This window comes from Reichenbachiella versicolor (assembly GCF_003171675.1).
GTDB lineage: Bacteria > Bacteroidota > Bacteroidia > Cytophagales > Cyclobacteriaceae > Reichenbachiella > Reichenbachiella versicolor.
The window spans coordinates 298,558-316,745 of record NZ_QFZQ01000005.1; the positions used below are offsets into that span (position 1 = coordinate 298,558).

At 36.9% G+C, this 18,188-nt stretch carries 18 protein-coding genes; 8 read left to right on the top strand and 10 right to left on the bottom strand.

The window, feature by feature from the left end; genetic code table 11:
• Nucleotides 1-171 precede the first annotated feature (171 nt).
• Nucleotides 172-720, bottom strand: coding sequence for a GNAT family N-acetyltransferase (locus tag DKG80_RS11755; protein WP_109831539.1), 549 nt, complete (start codon nt 718-720; stop codon nt 172-174).
• Nucleotides 721-910: 190 nt separating this feature from the next.
• Between DKG80_RS11755 and DKG80_RS11760 the strand changes: the two genes are divergently transcribed.
• Nucleotides 911-1,519, top strand: coding sequence for an HAD family hydrolase (locus tag DKG80_RS11760; RefSeq protein WP_109831540.1), 609 nt, complete (start codon nt 911-913; stop codon nt 1,517-1,519).
• The gene (locus DKG80_RS11765) at nt 1,520-2,587 is read left to right on the top strand and encodes a DUF4421 domain-containing protein (protein WP_109831541.1); all 1,068 of its coding nucleotides are present in this window, start codon (nt 1,520-1,522) and stop codon (nt 2,585-2,587) included.
• Here the strand turns inward: DKG80_RS11765 and DKG80_RS11770 are convergent.
• From DKG80_RS11770 to DKG80_RS11785, 4 genes are all read right to left on the bottom strand, one after another.
• The gene (locus DKG80_RS11770; RefSeq protein WP_221409116.1) at nt 2,567-3,223 is read right to left on the bottom strand and encodes a peptide deformylase; all 657 of its coding nucleotides are present in this window, start codon (nt 3,221-3,223) and stop codon (nt 2,567-2,569) included. The genes DKG80_RS11765 and DKG80_RS11770 overlap by 21 nt on opposite strands.
• On the bottom strand, nt 3,213-3,536 hold the full coding sequence (locus tag DKG80_RS11775; RefSeq protein ID WP_109831542.1) for a Dabb family protein: 324 nt from the start codon (nt 3,534-3,536) through the stop codon (nt 3,213-3,215). The genes DKG80_RS11770 and DKG80_RS11775 overlap by 11 nt, the downstream gene beginning before the upstream one ends.
• Before the next feature lie 100 nt (nt 3,537-3,636).
• A complete protein-coding gene (locus DKG80_RS11780) occupies nt 3,637-5,028 on the bottom strand; it encodes an aldehyde dehydrogenase family protein (RefSeq protein ID WP_109831543.1) in 1,392 nt (463 codons plus the stop codon).
• 18 nt (nt 5,029-5,046) lie between these two features.
• Entirely contained in the window at nt 5,047-6,690 is a 1,644-nt protein-coding gene (locus DKG80_RS11785; RefSeq protein ID WP_109831544.1) for an acetolactate synthase large subunit, read from the bottom strand.
• Between the two features lie 158 nt (nt 6,691-6,848).
• On the opposite strand from DKG80_RS11785, the gene DKG80_RS11790 reads away from it, so the two are divergent.
• Nucleotides 6,849-7,676, top strand: coding sequence for a sterol desaturase family protein (locus DKG80_RS11790; RefSeq protein WP_109831545.1), 828 nt, complete (start codon nt 6,849-6,851; stop codon nt 7,674-7,676).
• 3 nt (nt 7,677-7,679) lie between these two features.
• Here DKG80_RS11790 and DKG80_RS11795 read toward each other — a convergent pair whose 3' ends face one another.
• Complete coding sequence (locus DKG80_RS11795; RefSeq protein ID WP_109831546.1) at nt 7,680-8,948, bottom strand: type IX secretion system plug protein; 1,269 nt, start codon at nt 8,946-8,948, stop codon at nt 7,680-7,682.
• A gap of 148 nt (nt 8,949-9,096) precedes the next feature.
• On the opposite strand from DKG80_RS11795, the gene DKG80_RS11800 reads away from it, so the two are divergent.
• The 3 genes from DKG80_RS11800 (at nt 9,097) to DKG80_RS11810 (ending at nt 12,306) form a co-directional block, all read left to right on the top strand.
• On the top strand, nt 9,097-9,645 hold the full coding sequence (locus DKG80_RS11800) for an RNA polymerase sigma factor (protein WP_109831547.1): 549 nt from the start codon (nt 9,097-9,099) through the stop codon (nt 9,643-9,645).
• Nucleotides 9,632-10,873 carry an outer membrane beta-barrel protein gene (locus DKG80_RS11805; protein WP_109831548.1) on the top strand — a complete coding sequence of 414 codons (1,242 nt, stop codon included), beginning with the start codon at nt 9,632-9,634 and terminating at the stop codon, nt 10,871-10,873. Before DKG80_RS11800 ends, DKG80_RS11805 begins: the two co-directional genes overlap by 14 nt.
• 212 nt (nt 10,874-11,085) lie before the next feature.
• Nucleotides 11,086-12,306, top strand: coding sequence for an LVIVD repeat-containing protein (locus DKG80_RS11810; RefSeq protein ID WP_162555845.1), 1,221 nt, complete (start codon nt 11,086-11,088; stop codon nt 12,304-12,306).
• A gap of 86 nt (nt 12,307-12,392) precedes the next feature.
• Here DKG80_RS11810 and DKG80_RS11815 read toward each other — a convergent pair whose 3' ends face one another.
• The 4 genes from DKG80_RS11815 to DKG80_RS11830 form a co-directional block, all read right to left on the bottom strand.
• On the bottom strand, nt 12,393-13,145 hold the full coding sequence (locus DKG80_RS11815) for a Bax inhibitor-1/YccA family protein (protein WP_109831550.1): 753 nt from the start codon (nt 13,143-13,145) through the stop codon (nt 12,393-12,395).
• A gap of 38 nt (nt 13,146-13,183) precedes the next feature.
• A complete protein-coding gene (locus DKG80_RS11820) occupies nt 13,184-14,737 on the bottom strand; it encodes an OmpA family protein (RefSeq protein WP_162555846.1) in 1,554 nt (517 codons plus the stop codon).
• 159 nt (nt 14,738-14,896) lie between these two features.
• Complete coding sequence (locus DKG80_RS11825) at nt 14,897-16,180, bottom strand: serine hydrolase domain-containing protein (RefSeq protein ID WP_109831552.1); 1,284 nt, start codon at nt 16,178-16,180, stop codon at nt 14,897-14,899.
• Entirely contained in the window at nt 16,171-16,863 is a 693-nt protein-coding gene (locus DKG80_RS11830) for a DNA alkylation repair protein (protein WP_109831553.1), read from the bottom strand. Before DKG80_RS11830 ends, DKG80_RS11825 begins: the two co-directional genes overlap by 10 nt.
• A gap of 263 nt (nt 16,864-17,126) precedes the next feature.
• Between DKG80_RS11830 and rpsT the strand changes: the two genes are divergently transcribed.
• Entirely contained in the window at nt 17,127-17,378 is a 252-nt protein-coding gene (gene rpsT, locus DKG80_RS11835; protein ID WP_109831554.1) for a 30S ribosomal protein S20, read from the top strand.
• Between the two features lie 114 nt (nt 17,379-17,492).
• Complete coding sequence (gene radC, locus DKG80_RS11840; RefSeq protein WP_109831555.1) at nt 17,493-18,188, top strand: RadC family protein; 696 nt, start codon at nt 17,493-17,495, stop codon at nt 18,186-18,188.

The following is an 18,188-nucleotide window of genomic DNA, read 5'->3' on the forward strand; positions in this document are numbered from 1 at the left end:
AAGTCTCCATACCAATATTGAGGAGGAATAAGTACCTATAAAGTATTTCAAAATAGGCACAGTCAGTAGATAGGGTTTCTACTTGATAGCTTGAAGAAAGTAGATAAAAATGTCAGGGCTCTAAATCAAAAGGCTAAATTTCAATACTTCACATTGAGATTAAAACGTCAATTACAACTCTTCCCAGTCTTTGCGAGTGATCCGGTACACATAGTATTCTACACCTTTCCATTTTCTAAAGGCTCCACGGATCATACCATTGCGCTCTGCTACTCGATGAGAGGAAAAGTTCTTCGGGTCAACTAATGAAATGATGGATCGAATAGGCAAAGACCTAAAGCCAAAGTCTCTAAAGAGTTTAGCGGCTTCGGTTGCATAGCCGTTTCCCCAATACTCAGGAAAGGTATGGTAAACGATTTCTAGCTCCATCACTCGGTCTATGTTTTGCAGTAGAAGTCCGCATTGTCCTATTCGTTCGCTTGTTTCACGATGAATGATCCATTGCATCCCATAAGACTGATCTTGATATCTAGAAAGCTGATGATTGATCCACATCTTTGCTTTCATTTCGCTTTTCTCTTTGTCAAACTCTTTTGAAAACCTGCCACCGTCTCTTTCAAAATACTTAGCCCAATACTTCCAATCGTCTGGTTCTAGAAACTTAGTCTCAAGTCTCTCAGATTTTAGTCCATCGATATAGTAATAACTCGCCCTCTTCATTAAACCACCTATTTGTAATAGAGATTACCTCTCCCTGTCAAAATACCAAACCTAATCGCCTTCTTAATTACAACACTCTCGACTATTGTTATCTGTAGAATGAATTGTAATATGTGCGCAAATTTATTCGGATGATTTAAAAACGAAATGGTAATTCGTAGGTTTGCAATTGAAAACATAAATAAGCTAAATGTATCAAACAGAAGTCCCCTCTACCGCCATTCCTATTCCTGAAGGAATCAAAGGTTTAATATTCGATCTAGATGGTACTATTATCGATTCTATGCCATTACACTTCAAAGCATATAACTACTGTCTAGAGCCTTATGGGATAAAATACGATGAAGAGACCTTTTTTAGTAGAGGAGGAATCCCTACTAAAGATACTTTGCTCATGATCGCTAAAGATAACGGCATAGAGGACTTTGATTTGGAAGAAGTCATCAAAAGAAAGCGTGAATATGTCGATACTAAAATCGACCAAATGAAATTGATAGAGCCGACGATGGAAGTGATAAAGGCATATCAGAGTATTCTACCTATGGCAGTAGGAACAGGTAGCAATCGAAAGACGGTAACGGCCATGTTTGAGATGTTTGATTTGAATAAATATTTCGAACATAGTGTGACTGCCACTGACGTTCAAAACTTCAAACCGCACCCAGAGACGTTTCTTAAAGCAGCAGAGCTAATCGACATAGACCCTAAAGACTGCTTGGTCTTCGAAGATGGCAAACCAGGTATGGAAGCAGCAATATCTGCTGGAATGAAAGTCATTGATATCACTCAATACGTATAAATGATACTACTTTTAAGAATCAACCTAATTGTCTTTATCTCTTTCTTCATCGTGGGAGTTGCCCATTCACAACATACTCCTCCTGATTCATTGACCAAAAAAAAAGAAAGACGCAAATGGGACAAATCTCACAACATCATTGATTTAACCAATGATCTAAGTTTAAAACTATTCACGCTTCAAAGAAGTAATCAAATCACTCACCATGATGGTTTTACACGAAGAGATATTACTTATAAACCTAACGATGACCTAAACCTAGGATTGGGTGTATCTTATAAATGGCTTGCTTTTGATTTTGATGTCAGCCTACCATCTATCAACAATGACGATGAATTATTTGGTAAGACTGAGCGTCTTCATCTACAGGCGGAAATATTCTTACATAAGTTCGTCATTGACGCTGCTTACTTAAGATACAGAGGATATTATGGTAACAATCCTCAATCATATGATCCTGAATTTGACTCTCAAAACCCTATATACCCTATTAGGTCTGATATTGGTACTAAAAACCTAAGTCTCTCAACCCTGTACATTTTCAATCATGAAAAATTCTCCTACCGCCATGCGTTCACCTTCAATGAAATTCAAAAAAGAAGTGCTGGTTCATTTATTGCAGGGGCATATTTCAGTACTTATAAGATGTCTGCCGATTCTTCTTTAATCCCCTATCAAGTAAGAGACGAGTTTGATACTACGGCAGATTTTAGAGGGACAAGATATATTTCTATGGGGGCAGCTGCTGGTTATGCTTATAACCTTATATTGTTAAAGCACCTATATATATCTGCGACTCTAGTAGTAGGGTTAGGGCCAGTATTGGAAAATGTACCCGAGTTGGATGGTAGACCTTCCGAAAGAAATGTAGAATCCGAAACGATTGGAATTTTTCGTGTCGGAATAGGGTACAATGGCTACAAGTGGTTTTGGGGAGTCTCCTCATTTTTAGGTGTTGGAGGGTCTAGAGATAAAAACACATCATATATAGAGAGAGAAGTAAACAATGTCAGATTACACATTGGCTATAGAATGAAGCCTCCCAAGTTACTTAGACGCATCATGTGATGGACTAATTGACTCCTCCGCTAAATGATCGATGTATAGAATACCGTTCAAATGATCGATCTCATGCTGAAATATTACTGAGGTAAACCCTTTTACATTTTCAGTTTGATGTTCACCAGATAACAGATCATATTCAAGCTCAATTTCATAGGCTCTGATCTGAGTAGTATCTCGTCGATCTGGAATCGATAGACAACCTTCTCTACATGGGAACTTCTTGTCAGAATAACTCTTGATAACAGGATTTAGATAAACTTCAAACGGCATCTCTGGTTTGTCAAATCGCTGAATCCAAATGATATTTTTAAGAACACCTACTTGAGGAGCTGCTATTCCTACTCCCATTGACATACTATCTCTTACTGTTCTATAGAGCCTTTTCACAAAGTGTTGAAGCACTTCGTCTTTGGGATCAGCGTCTATAGACTTAGATCTAGTTCTTAAAAGAATAGAGTCGTCTTCTTTTGTAATAAGAAAAATCCTCATTGGTGTCAACGTATCACCACTGAGGATTAATTGTTTTTGTTCTTCCGAAAAACCTAAAATAGAGTCTGAAGGAATGGTCTTCGTATTGCGACAAGCATAAAATAGAAGTAAAGGGCTTATCGCAATAACTAATAAAGCTTTAGTCTTCAACTCTCAATGCGTCATAGATCTGAACTTTTTCCCATAGAGGCTTACAAACTTCTAAGAAATCCAAATGAGCTTGCTCAGTTTGGTACTGGTCGTGATCTTCTTGAGATGAAAAAGTTACTAAAAGCGAGTAATCATACGAATTGTCTACCACTGGTCTATCTGTACCAGCAGCCACTCCAATATGACCAAACTTAGAGTATTTAGATTCTGCGACTAGCTTTTTTAATGCTGCCAACAGTGTCTCGCCATCCTTATCAGCGTCTTTCAACCAGAATAGAACTAAGTGTGTAAAGTAATTTTGATCTTCTTTCATTTATTAAATATTCAAAGTATTAGCATTAGCAGAGTAGTTTTCATTCCCCGAACCAATTCAAGTTCAAATCTTTATAGGGGAAGGATAACTAAATCAAAGGCTAAAGTACATTACTCTTAATAACCATCATCTTTTCACGAGTCATATCATGCATTGTATGAGGTATGGAACCTAATCCTAGTCCTGAAGAATCTCGCCCACCAAACGGCATCCAATCTACTCTAAAGGCTGTGTGGTCGTTGACCATTACCGCAGTAGAATTGAGTTTCTTAACAGTATCTAATGCAATATCTAAGTCTTTGGTGAATACGGATGACTGAAACGCAAATTCGAGACTATTCGCCTTATCTATCGCTTCATCTCTATTATTATATGAATAGACACAAACTACTGGACCAAATATCTCTTTTGTAGAAACATTGACAGTTTCTGGAGGATTGACTAGAAGGGTAGGGGCATAGCATGTATCAGATATCCTCTGACCTCCACAGATAAGTTTAGCACCTCCAGTAACGGCTTCTTGAACCCATTCGTGAACTCGGTCTACTTCTTTAGGCAATATTAATGGCCCCACTTCTGTTTTTTCATCAAGTGGATCGCCCACTATAAGTGCCCTTGCCATAGTATCTATCTCAGCTACTACCTCTTGAAGAATAGACTCATGTACATAAACCTTCTGAACAGACACACACACTTGTCCTGCATGATAGAACCCTCCTTTTACCAGAGCAGGAATCATTTGAGAGATATCAGCATCAGGCTCCACAATGACAGGAGCTGCTCCACCATGCTCAAGTGCGCAGCGCGTTCCAGGGGCTAATTTTGATCTCAAATACCAACCCACCTTAGCCGAACCTATGAAGGACAAAAAGTTTATTTTTGGACTAGTAACCAGTTTCTCAGCAACATCATTGTCACAAACCATTGGAGTACACCAGCCTTCGGGTAAACCAGCAGCTTCAAATATCTCAGTGAGCAATATACATGTCAATGGGGTAGTAGGCGCTGGCTTAATTATTACAGGTGCTCCTACAGCTATCGCAGGAATAGTCTGATGTATAATTAGATTGATCGGATGATTGAATGCACTCACTGAAGCCACTACTCCGATAGGTTCTCTCATGGTATAAGCCATTCGATTAATAGAAGAAGCCGTATGTCCCATCGCTACTTCTTCTCCCTTAAGGTGCCCCATATTTTCGATAGCGAGTTTGACTCCGTTGATCGCCCTAGCCATTTCCGCCTGAGTATCTATCAAAGGCTTCCCTCCTTCCAAAGCAGAAATATGAACAATCTCTTCAGAACGCTCATCCATGATAAAGGCAATGTTCTCTAGAATTTCTAACCTTTTATGCTTTGGTAACCAATTCGATTGATTATTAAACAACTTATAAGCTCTATCTATAGCTTCATCCATTTCCTTGGCAGTAGCCAAAGGAACTGACTTAATTAGTTTTTGATCAAATGGTGAATAAACATCTAATGTTGACATATTCAATAGTTATCAGAGTTACAGCAAATCTGCCTTTTCTTTAATTTTTACATTTAGGATGGAATGGTTGAGGGAATAATCTACTGGACAATCAATCAAATGAACTCCACCTTCGCTCAATGCCTCATTCAATATTTTCGTAAAGCTTTCATCACTATCGACTCTATGCCCTTTAGCTCCATAGCTTTCAGCATATTTAACGAAATCTGGGTTTTTATAATCCAATCCATAGTTTTCAAATCCCATCCCTTCTTGTTTCCATTTGATCATACCATATGCACTATCATTGAGAATGATCACCACGACATCAATTTTTTCTCGTACAGCCGTTTCTAACTCCTGCGAATTCATCATAAATCCACCATCCCCACAAACAGAGACCACTTTTTTATCCGGATATATCAATTTGGCGGCCATTGCAGAGGGTAAACCTGCCCCCATAGTCGCCAAAGCATTATCCAATAAAAGTGTATTGGGTTGATAACATTCATAGTTTCTAGCAAACCATATTTTATACACACCATTATCCAATGTCACAATCCCATCCTCGGGTAGACTTTCCCTAATCAAATGAACAATTCTTTGCGGTAACATTGGAAACCGGTTGTCATTGAAGTACTTGGTAATATGGCTGTTGACCTCATCATGGACTTTATGATAGAACCCAAAGTCCCAATGATCTTGGCTATCAATCTGACGGGTAACATTTCTAATCGAATCAGCGATATCTCCTACCACACTATGCTGTGGAAAATACACTTGATCAACTTCTGCTGAAGAGAAATTGATATGAATGACTTCTTTACCTCCATGCTCCATGAAGAAAGGAGGTTTCTCAACTACATCATGACCAACATTAATAATTAAGTCTGCCTTATCAATTGCATAATGTAAATAATCATCTGAGGATAATGCTGCTGTTCCTAAGTAAAGGTCTTGACGCTCATCCAATACCCCTTTACCCATCTGAGTGGTAAAAAATGGCATCTTAGTTTCTTCAACAAATTCCTGCAAGGCATCCTGAGTTCTCTTTCGATTTGCACCTGCACCTATTAGTAGCAAAGGCATCTTAGCTGCTTCTATCATTTTGACAGCATGCTTGACAGCTTTTATATCAGGAGACGGTCTTCGAGTCTGATTCACTGGCAATACCTGCTCAACAGCCTCCTCGGCTGCTACATCCTCTGGCAATTCTATGTGAACTGCCCCTGGCCTTTCTTCGGTAGCCAATCTGAATGCCTCTCTCACCATCGATGGAATATTGTTACCACTTACCACTTGTTTGGTGTACTTGGTAAGTGACTGCATCATGTCTACAACATCCAATATTTGAAATCGCCCTTGCTTACTTTTCTTGATTGGTTTTTGGCCTGTAATCATCATCATAGGCATAGCACCAAGTTGAGCATAAGCAGCTGGTGTCACCAAATTGGTTGCTCCAGGACCCAATGTTGATAGACAAACACCTGGTTTCCCTGTTAAACGACCGTAAGTTGCTGCCATAAAACCAGCACCTTGCTCATGCCTAGTTAAAACAAGTCTAATGGGTGAATCTTTTAATGAATTGAGCAGGTCAAGGTTTTCTTCTCCGGGTATACCAAAGATGTATTCGACTCCTTCATTTTCGAGAGCCTGAATAAATAAATCAGATGCTTTTGTCATAGATATTGAGGTAGAGTTTAAGAATTTTGAATTTAGTGATTAACCAGCAGATGACAAATATCCCTGCATATTTCGTCGTAAACAGTACACTTTAAGAATTCATTTTAATCGATTGAGAAATTAATACGTTATCTTTTAAAATCGGACACGCCTTTAAAATGGAGCAACTTATAGATTTCTTTACCAATATTCCTACCTCTTTCCGAGCCACCTTGCTCGTGGGAGGGTTAGTAATCTTTTGGACTGTAGAAGGAATAATTCCTCTTCATAGAGTCAAATACAAGAAATGGCAACATGCTTGGGTGAATATTTTCTTTACACTAGCATCCATTGTTATAGGCTTTGGCATGGCTGGACTACTCCTGCTGACTTCAGATTATGTCGTTGAGAATAGAATTGGCTTGTTGTATCTGATCGAGTTACCGCTATGGACACAAGTAGTTTTCAGTGTCTTACTTATGGATTTGATTGGAGCATATTCTATACACTGGTTGGAACACAAAGTAAAAAGACTCTGGCAAATACATTTGATACATCATTCTGACACCAACGTTGATGTAACTACAGGACTACGACATCATCCATTCGAAACATTTCTAAGAATTTCTTTTACCATTTTGGCCACAATGATCATTGGTGCACCCATTGGAATGGTCATGCTTTATCAAAGCTTGTCGGTGCTTTTTACTCACTTAACGCATGCTAATGTAGAAATCTTTGGAAAGCTCGATAAACCTTTATCCTATTTATTTGTGACACCTAATATGCACAAGGTACATCATCACTATAGACTTCCTCTTACGGACACTAACTATGGAAATATCTTTTCAATTTGGGATAGGTTATTCGGAACGTTTGCATATGTAGATGACATGAAAAACATCAGATATGGAATAGACACACATATGGATTCAAAAGAGCACTCGAAGATTAGTAATTTGTTAGCTATGCCTTTCCAAAAATATCGCTCTCCTCAAAACGATTGATGACTATAATTCAGACTTAAAAGTGGCATAACCAACCACTCTGTCAGCTAGATCAGTAAAAGACCTGTGGTAAATTAGGATATCATAGTCATTTCTTGTCTCCAGAAAAGTCCCTTCAAACTGCAACGGTTTATCCCCTCCTACTACATACTGATAATCGTACTGTCCCTGTTTCAACAAAATGGTTCTAAAGTATGATTTAGACTGCGGATCATACATCATCATACTATTTTCGTCTTGTTTCCAGTCATTAAAGGCACCTGTAATATAAACTGGATCCAATATTGGCTCAGACTTCAATCGAAAAGTGACATTCAGATAATCTGCTTCCAAGGATCTTGCACCCGCTTCTCTCGTTGAAATAATGAAATATCCATTTTGATCTGGCGTAAGTGAATAAAAGCGACCTCTAGCCTCTCCTGGAGTGATCTGAGCATGAACAGGATTCATTCTTCTATTAATTGACTGTACATAGAGCCCTCTTACAGAAAAGGTTCTTAAATCAAAAAACCTAAACTCATTTCCAGCCAGAATATTATTTGAACCATCAAAATGCTTATAATCAATTCTATTTTGAGCCACATTCATATTGGATGGCTTTAGGCTTGATAGTGCATTGTCCCATCTGTTATTTTGTCTCACTACAGCCTTAAATTCTGTCATCGGACTAGCAACTTTCCCTACACCTTTATAAAAAACAGAAAAATCTATCTGATGATGAGTTCTCCGAAACTTTGCACTAGTAGAAACCCTTACTGTAGGTTGAATCCCAACTACATTTTCATAAACGACAAACCTTCTCTGAAAAAGCACCTTACGCTTATCATTATCTTGAAAGACCTGAACAATGTAATTCCCTGATTTTAAAACCCTAGGAATTCTAAACCAATAATGAACGTACATTTTCTGTGAGTTCATCGAATAGTCAAAATCTAAAATATCAAACGCATTGTATTGTCTTAAGTAATCAATATCATTTAATGCTGATTTAGTCCAACCTGCATCACAATGAATGAGTCTAGCGCTTAAGGTAGAGTATTCCTCCTCTAATAGATCAAATCTCAAAATAAGCTGCCCTCCACTCAATGGAATAATTGCAGGCTGAAATGGAGCTCCTCCTTGCGCGGACATGGGCATGAGTTGAACGGTGCCTACTTTTCTATTAAAGTTCTCATTATCAAAAACTTTTTCCTCACTCCTTTGAGCCTGAAGGTTCGAAAAAACTAAACTCAATAAAAATGCGAATACGACGTATATAGATAGATTATTCATCTATTAAAGTGATTTTTATATTCCTTTGCGAATGCGTCTGCAATATAGGGCGGAAAATAAGTCTTAAAAAAATTGAGGTCTTTCCAACCCTTTTCTAAATAGCTGTGTCATATAAGCGTACCATCTAAAAACAAAACCTACCCCTTGCATGAAGCCGGTAGAAAAAAAACTTATTCGTGACTGTATCGATGGAAATCGAAAGTCTCAAGAAGAACTTTACAAGCTGTATGCGGGTAAGATGTTTTTGGTATGTATGAGGTATTCTAAAGAACAACAGGAAGCTGAAGATATCTTACAAGAATCCTTCATTAAAATCTTCAAACAGTTGAAGTCATTCAAAGGTGAGTCTTCACTTTTCTTTTGGATGAAACGCATCGTGATCAATACAGCGCTCAATTCTCAGAGAAGCAAACTCTATCTATTCCCAATGGTGGATGTAAACGAAATGAAAGAGGAAACTTCTCAAAGCAGCGAGCCTAGTGATTATTCGATGGAGGAATTGATGAACATGATCAACAAACTACCTCAAAGTAGTAGGATCATATTCAACTTGTATGCGGTGGAAGGTTACAAACACCACGAAATCGCAGACATGCTCAAAATAAGTATTGGGACATCAAAATCTCAATATGCTAGAGCGAAACAGTTGTTAAGAGAACAAATGACAGATATAAGCCACAAATATGGCCAAGGATAATAACTCATTCGAAAACCAATGGCGCCAAGCCTTAGATGGACAGGAAATTGCTCCTCCATCTCATGTATGGACTGGTGTGGATGCTGAGTTATCCAAAATGGAAGTAGCTGCATACAAGTCCAAAGCCAATTTATACAAATGGGTTGCTGCTGCTTGTATATTCTTAGCTACGTCTGTTTCAGCTTTTATGTGGTCTGTTCAATTTAGAAGCAGCGATCAAATAACTTTTACAGAACAAAAGACTACTAATTCTAGTGATGGCGTAAGTATTGTTTCCAATGATGTCAACAAAACCGGCCCAAACAAAAACTCACATAATACAAGAAACTCCCAATTTATCAAACAGGACACCAAACTCCTGTTGAATGCAGCTGAGCCTTCTGAAAACAATGGAATTAACAATTTACTTAAGAATCAAACCCCATCACAAAACATAAATATTGCTACCATTAATAGAGTTGAACCCAAAAATGCTGCTGAGCCATATTTACCAGACGCTATAGATGGTTGGATGTATGGAGTGGCATATCAAAGAGATGTATATAACTATGATGAGAGCTATGCAAGCTTATGGGCAGGCGTCAGCTTAGGCGCCGGCTCATTTGACCCTGGAATGAACAGTAGTTCTCAAGATGTTGTTACAAATGAGGATCAATTATCCACTAACTATTCAACTGGTAATGCTGTCTCTGGGGGACTAAGTGTAGGAACTCGTATAGCTAGTAGAATTGTAGTAAGTAGTGGCCTTCATTATAACGCCATCAATACAGGAAACGCCAATAGCACATACCAAGTAACACCTGCCATCTTCGCTTCTTTTGCTGATGACCCTAATGCTAGGGTGTTATCAATACCAGCAGAAACAGAAGAAGTAACTACTAGTAATGAATTCCAGTATTTGACTATTCCTATCAAGGCAGGATATGTCATCTTGGATAAGAAATTTAATATCACTTTAAATTCAGGAGTTTCCTCAAACATACTGATGAATGCAGATATGCAATCCAGTAATGAAACTTTTGAAAAAGATAATTCTCAAGACTTCAAACCTGTTTATTTCAATTTTCTTTCAAGTGTTGAATTTGGATACATGTTGAAAGAACGCTATCTGTTCACTGTGGAACCTAACTATAATCAGGCTATCAGTGATTTCACAAACACTAACAATGTAAGCTCAGGCAAACCTCGAAATTTCGGCGTTTCAATGGGTGTGCGTTATAATTTTTAAAATTCTGAACTAATGAACACTACAACGGTTAAATCAAATAATAAAAACCACGAAAAGAGCATTAGAAAAATTATTGTTCTAAGCACCATCTTGGCTGCACTATTTACCATTTTGGGTCAGGGTATATGACCTGTATCCGGTTTGGATATTCCAAAATGATTTTGAAACACTACAAAGCCTCGATTAATTTGGGGCTTTTTTATATCTACCAAATGAAACGAGTCAACCTAGTTATTCTTTTTGCATCCATCTTAGTGAGTGGTATATCTTGTAATGATCAGGAAGAGTATACTATACCTACTTACCGTCCAATAGTGATTAGTAAAGCGGACTTAATGACATCCCCAGAACTAATTGAACCTATAGCTATAAATAACCCTGGCAAAATATACACTAAGGGAGAATATGTATACATCAACGAAATTGACAGTGGTATTCACATTATAGATAATAAAACGACAAGCAACCCTAAACTCATTGGATTCATTGACTTACCTGGAACAAATAACCTAGCTATCAAAGGAAACTTACTTTATGCAGACAGCTACTTTGATTTGGTTGTAATTGACATTTCCGACATTAATAATATTCACGAAGTATCAAGAACAGAAGATGTTTTTGAAAATCCATTTAGCGATGATTTTTACTTCTATAAAACAGCTACCGGTGACAGTATCGTTACTGGTTATGATGTGTATAAAAAACCCGTTTCATATCAAGAATGGCTCGACTATAACCAACATGATTTTGCACTTGAAGATGCAGCCTCAGGTGATATTGGAACTGGAGGCTCTCTTGCAAGGTTTACAATCTCAGACAACTACCTCTATTCAGTCTCTAGCCATGATATGAGAATTTTCAATATTTCGAATATAGAGGCAAAATCAGTTGGTGACCCAATTGATCTAAACTGGGGAATAGAGACTATATTTCCTTACGAAAATTTACTGTTTCTAGGATCAGAATGGGGTATGCATATATATGACAAGAGCAACCCCGAGCTACCTAAACATCTTTCTACCTATGAACACATTGTAAGTTGTGACCCAGTCGTGGTAAAGGATGATATTGCATATGTTACACTAAGATCAGGTACAAACTGTCAAAACATAATTAATCAACTAGAATTAGTAGACGTAAGCAACCCTGCTAAACCAAAAGCGATTACTGAGTATGAAATGCTAAACCCTCATGGACTTGGAGTTATTGACAACTGTTTATTTATAACCGAAGGAGAATATGGTATTAAGTCATTCAATATATCTGATCCTTTTCAAATTGATAAAAATATGATTGCACATCATAAGGACGTTCATGCTATTGACGTTATTCCGCTTGCTGAGGTACTAATGCTAATTGGTAATGACGGTCTCGTACAATATGAATACGACTGTGAGGGTAAATTTGAAAAGATTAGTCAGCTTTCCTTGTAATCTAACCTTTCTCATAGAGTCAAGGTAATTAGATAAACCTCTTCGAAGCTATTATGTCTATAACTTCAAAGAGGAATTACTCAAACTTAGTTTCTTCTAAGTTTGGATAATAGTCTTAGTATTTCGATATACAACCAGATCAAAGTTACCATCAAACCGAAAGCACCATACCATTCCATATATTTTGGAGCTCCTACTTTTTCTCCTTCTTCTATAAAATCAAAGTCCATTACAAGATTCAATGCAGCAACAGCAACAACTATAAGCGAAAATACAATTCCAAATGTGCCACTATCGTGAATCAAAGGCATCTCAAAGCCTACAAACCTTCCAATGAAAGAAATCAAATAGCAAAAACCAATTCCCATAGTTGCAGACGCTACTATTAATTTGAAATTCTCAGTTGCTTGAATGACCTTCATTTTATACAGTGCCAGCAAGCCAAATAACACTCCAAAAGTTAATGAGACAGCTTGAAGTACTATACCTGGATATGTCATCTCCATAAACGCAGATATTCCCCCAAGCATTAACCCCTCTGCAACTGCGTAAACAGGTGCTAAATAAGGAGCAGTAGTCTTTTTAAAAGCAATTACTATTCCCAAAACAAGTCCTATGACAGCTCCTCCCATCACAAACCCTTGGACCGACCCAAAGTCCATGGTACTATAAAATCTGTTCCAAGTAATGCCAGCACTGGCAAATACTAAGAGTCCTAGTAATACTGTTTTATTAACAGTTCCCGAAATAGTCATTGTTTCAGTTTCCTCAACTGACCTTGAAACTGAGGTAAAGGTGTCCACACCTAAAGTTGGATTTTTTGATTTGTAAAATGCCATACTGAATTAGATTAAAATACTTACTAAATGAGTGCAACCTAATTATTTTTTAGATGAATCGTGACTTCTACACGTCGATTAAGTTTTCTTGTTTCAAGGCTAGCATTACTGGCTCTTGGCCTTGTACCTCCATAACCTTTTCCTGATATACGGTCTGTAGAAACTCCCTGTGAAACCAAATAGTGCGTTACAGTAGCTACTCTGTCCTTACTTAGTTTAAGGTTACTAGATGCTTTCCCTTGATTATCTGTATGTCCTCCCAAGAAAATATTCACTTCTGGGTTTTGTTTCATCATCTCCACAATCAGATTTAACTCATCCATTGACTCCTTTATTAATACCGCTTTCCCTTGCTCGAAAAGAACATGCTCTAGAGCCATTTTTGTTCCCTCTTCAACAGGAGTCATTTCAAATGAATATTCAGATATTGGCTGTAAGCCAATGTAAAAATCATCATCAATAGAAAAAAAGAGTTTCTTTCTACCATGAATACTGTAATTCAACCCAGAAGCGACTTTCATTCTATAATCCCCCTGTTCATTAGTTATATCGCTGTATACATAAGTACTGTCAAGGTTATAAACAATCACTTCAACATTGACTTCTGGCTTATTTGTCTTTTTGTTTGTTACCTTACCCTTAAGCTCAACAGTCATTTCCTTAAGCTCAGGTATTTTCTCAGTTCCTTTAGGCTTGACTACTGGATCTGGGGATCCAATATCTGGCTTAATCTTTACTCTTTTAATGTCACCATATCCTTCACTATTTTGTGTACTTACCAAATACGCTTCCGCTTGTTCTGAACTGAAGTTAAAAGAGGATTCTCGTCCAGGTGTATTTATTTTATTACCGAGATTAACTGGTTCAGACCATTTTCTCCAAGTGTCATCTAATCGCTGAGAGACAAAAACATCAAAACTACCTTCTCCTCCATATCCATTAGATGAGAAAAATAATGTTTTATTATCTGATGCTAAGAACGGCGTAATCTCTTGAAATTTAGAATTTATTCCTTCTCCTAAATTTTTGACTGGCGTCCAAGATCCGTCTGATTTCTTCTGGCTGTAATAAATATCTTCTACCCCATGTGAACCAAACGACTCCATAGCGATTACAAGAAAGTTTCCATCATGAGAAACACTACCGGTAATATGTGATGACTTAGGTTTAAAATATGGTATATCTACTGTTTTTGGTTCAAACCACCTACCATTAAAATAATAGTAGCTAACTAAAGAATTACCTTTTCTAGCCAAAAGAGTCCTAGGGTCTACAAAACCTATTACTTGATTTAGTCCAATATCATTTAAGGATTTTACATTCTTAGGCTCACCCCAATTCCCATTAAGTCCGATTTCTGCCATCCATATATCACCATCGTCATTTATTCCTCCAAGGTTTTCAGGATGATTCGCTCTTGTAAAGTACAAATAACTATCATCAGGACTTAGTACCACATTGCCTTCATTATAAATAGAATTGATGATAGAATCAGCTGGAATCTGATCACTATAGACTTGAACTTGACCTATCGATTGAAAAAAACTCAATTGACTGGTCAGTAAAAAAAATAGAATTGCTATTCGATTCATAGGGATAAAACTGTCAAGGGCAACAAAGATATGAAACATGACCTATCACTTGCTAACAAAGTTTATTCCAGAAAACAGAAGCTTATTGAATAAGTTGTTCAAGCTTAATAGGACGCTAATAAATTTCCGCGACCTTCTTTCTATACTTAACTAATCATTCTATTCTTTTATGAGTGCATCATAGGCTAAATCATGAATATTAGGACGAACATTCAGTTGATAGATCAGTTTGTTTTGTCTGGTAGGATATACTCTATTACTTAAAAAAATGAAAAGAAGATCATTATCCGGATCAGCCCAAACTAGAGTACCAGTGTAACCTGTATGTCCAAAGCTATTTGGGCTAACATTCTTAGCTACTGAAGATTTAATAGGGTCATATTCTATCAAAGGTTTATCAAAACCCAATGCCCTTCGATTACCTTGCTCACAATATTGACATCTTGTAAATTCTTCAATTGTTGCTTTTTTGAAATATTGACGACCATCATACTCTCCGCCTTTCATCAACATTTGAAATATTTTAGCCAAATCAGAGGCTGTACCAAATAGACCTGCATTTCCTGATACTCCCAACATCACAGCTGCGCCTTCATCATGAACCACGCCGTGAAGCGTATCCATTCTAAAAAAATTATCTATTTCAGTCGGTACAATCTCATCTAATTCAAACCCATTTTTTAATGGCTCAAACCCTATGCTCTTAACACCTAAAGGCTCATAGAAATGCTCTTTTAAATAATCTTCATATTTCTTTCCAGATAAGCTCTCTACTAATTCTGGAATCAAATAAAAAACCAATCCAGAATATATGTATCCTTCCTCATCGTATAGACGTGACTTCTTAATCATTTTCAGTAGTTTCTTTTTGTAGAAATCTCTAAATAAGAATAATTGAGAGCCTGGAATTTGATAAGGATATTTCGAAGCTAATTGATAGGTAAAAGTTCTTGATTTATACTTACCACTCTTTTTTTGACATTCTTGATAATATGGAATCCAGTTTTTCATCCTTGAATGGTGAGCCAATAGTTTCCTCATTTTCAAATCAGCCTTATCTGAATTCGCAAAGTATGGAAAGTAAAAACCTAAAGTTTGATCTATATCAAGCTTACCCTCTTCATATAGTTTCATCAAAGCCATAGTAGCTCCAGCTACTTTTGTAATTGATGCTAAGTCATATAAATGATCATTTTGTACTTTTCGCATGCTATCATAAGTATGATACCCAAATGATTGATTAAATATTATTTCATCTCCTTTGGCCAATAAAACTTGACAGCCGGGGAAAGCACCTGTATCAATTGCCTGATTAACAATTAATTCTAATTCATTTAAAAACGATAAAGAATCATATTGCTGAATTTCCGAATAATGAATAGCTAATGAATCTTGCGCCCAACTATGAAAATTTATTAAAACTAGAAAAAATACTATCCGCATGCTTGACTAATCAATTTCAGTGCTTCCTTGCGACTGAGTTGGCTAAGCTCGGTGTTATCTACGAAATCTACGACCCAATCAGGGTCAACTTTCCCATACTGTCTCAAAGCCCAACCGATTGCTTTATTAATAAAAAACTCATTGGTACCATTTAGAAAATCAATAGCCTTGATCAACGTCATGACATCCGTGTCGCTACCATATTTTAATTGAAAAATTAAGCAGACTCTCTGAAGCCATATATTATCAGACTTTAACCACCGATCAATATTAAAGTCCTTAGCTTCAGGAAACTTCTTAAAATACTCACCTATCAAATTAGATGCAATAAAATCTACTGAATCCCACCATGACTTAGTTACCACCATGTACTCCATTAACTTGATATCATTACGCTCAAAATCCTTTACAAACTTCTGGACAAGTTCTTGCCCATACATCTGAAATTCACGCTGTTCTTGCCCCCATAGCCATTCTACTATGTCTTGCAATTCATTCTTTCTAGGTAAAAAAGCTTTAACTAAGAATGGTTTCTGTAACTGTTTTCGGTCAGGAGCCTTGATACCGAAGTACTCAAAACGGCCTTTCATATATGCCTTTTGTTGCCGTGCAATTTCTGTGTCGGCATTTTGTTCAAAAACTAACAATAAATCGTGAAGTGATTTTAAAGTAGAATCTATCATAAAGCTAAGCTGGACTACTAAATAAAGAATATGAAGATAGTCTGTAATCTACTTTACTTAAAACTCTTTAGGAGTTCAATTTAGAAAACCTGATATTTTATAGAAAAGTATTAGTCTTAACTCTCTCTGCACTAAGCTAAAGGGAGAGATAGTTATACTTAAAACAGCAACACTTTACAAGCTAAATATTTTTAGAAGTAATGACTTGCAATTCAAAACATTAATTCTAAATTTGCAGTCCGAAAAATTTTAACACACGAGAGATGGCGAATCATAAATCGGCTTTAAAAAGAATTAGATCAAACGAGGCTAAGAGACTTAGAAACAGATATCAGCACAAAACAACAAGAACTTTCATCAAGAGATTGAAAGAGTCTGAGAACAAAGCTGAAGCAGAAGAACTTTTGAAAAAAGTTACTGGCATGATTGACAAGTTGGCTAAAAACAACATCATTCACAAAAACAAAGCTGCTAACCAAAAGTCTAAATTGACTAAACTGGTAGCTTCTCTATAATCTCCGTCTCGTCTTTCGAAAATATTTCAGCCTTTCTGACATACCAGAAAGGCTTTTTTCGTATTCTATCCAATTAAGGTATCATTGAATAATTAAACCAAACCTCTAATTATCATGACCAATTCAAAAAATCTGTCTATAAAGGCATGGGCTGAGGAAGATCGCCCAAGAGAGAAACTAATCTTAAAAGGAAAATCTGCCCTTTCAGATGCAGAACTAATAGCTATTCTGATAGGATCAGGAACTAGAACCCTCACAGCAGTAGAACTTTCTAAGCATATATTATCTAAGTGTAACAACGACCTTAATCAACTCGCTCGTTTTACCCTAAAGGATTTAATGAAATTTAATGGAATTGGTGAGGCAAAAGCAATCTCAATTTTGAGCGCCTTGGAACTAGGCCGTCGAAGAAAAACTCAAGACAAAGTCGAACATGTTAAAATTCATTCTGCTGAAAGCGTTTATGAATACATGAAACCACACTTAATGGATTTGCCTCATGAGGAATTTTGGATCATCCATCTTAATAGGTCTAACACTATTATTAAAGCCGAACCTGTCAGTATAGGCGGTGTATCAGGAACAGTTGTTGACCCGAAAATTATTTTCAAAAGGGCACTTGAGGAAACGTCAAGCTATTTAGTCTTAATTCATAATCACCCATCAGGAAATCTAAACCCTAGTAAACAAGACTATCATATTACTCAAAAACTAAAACAAGCTGGAGATACTCTTGACATAAGGATTCTTGACCATGTCATTTTCACAGATGATGGCTACTTTAGCTTTTCAGAAAATGGTAGATTATAA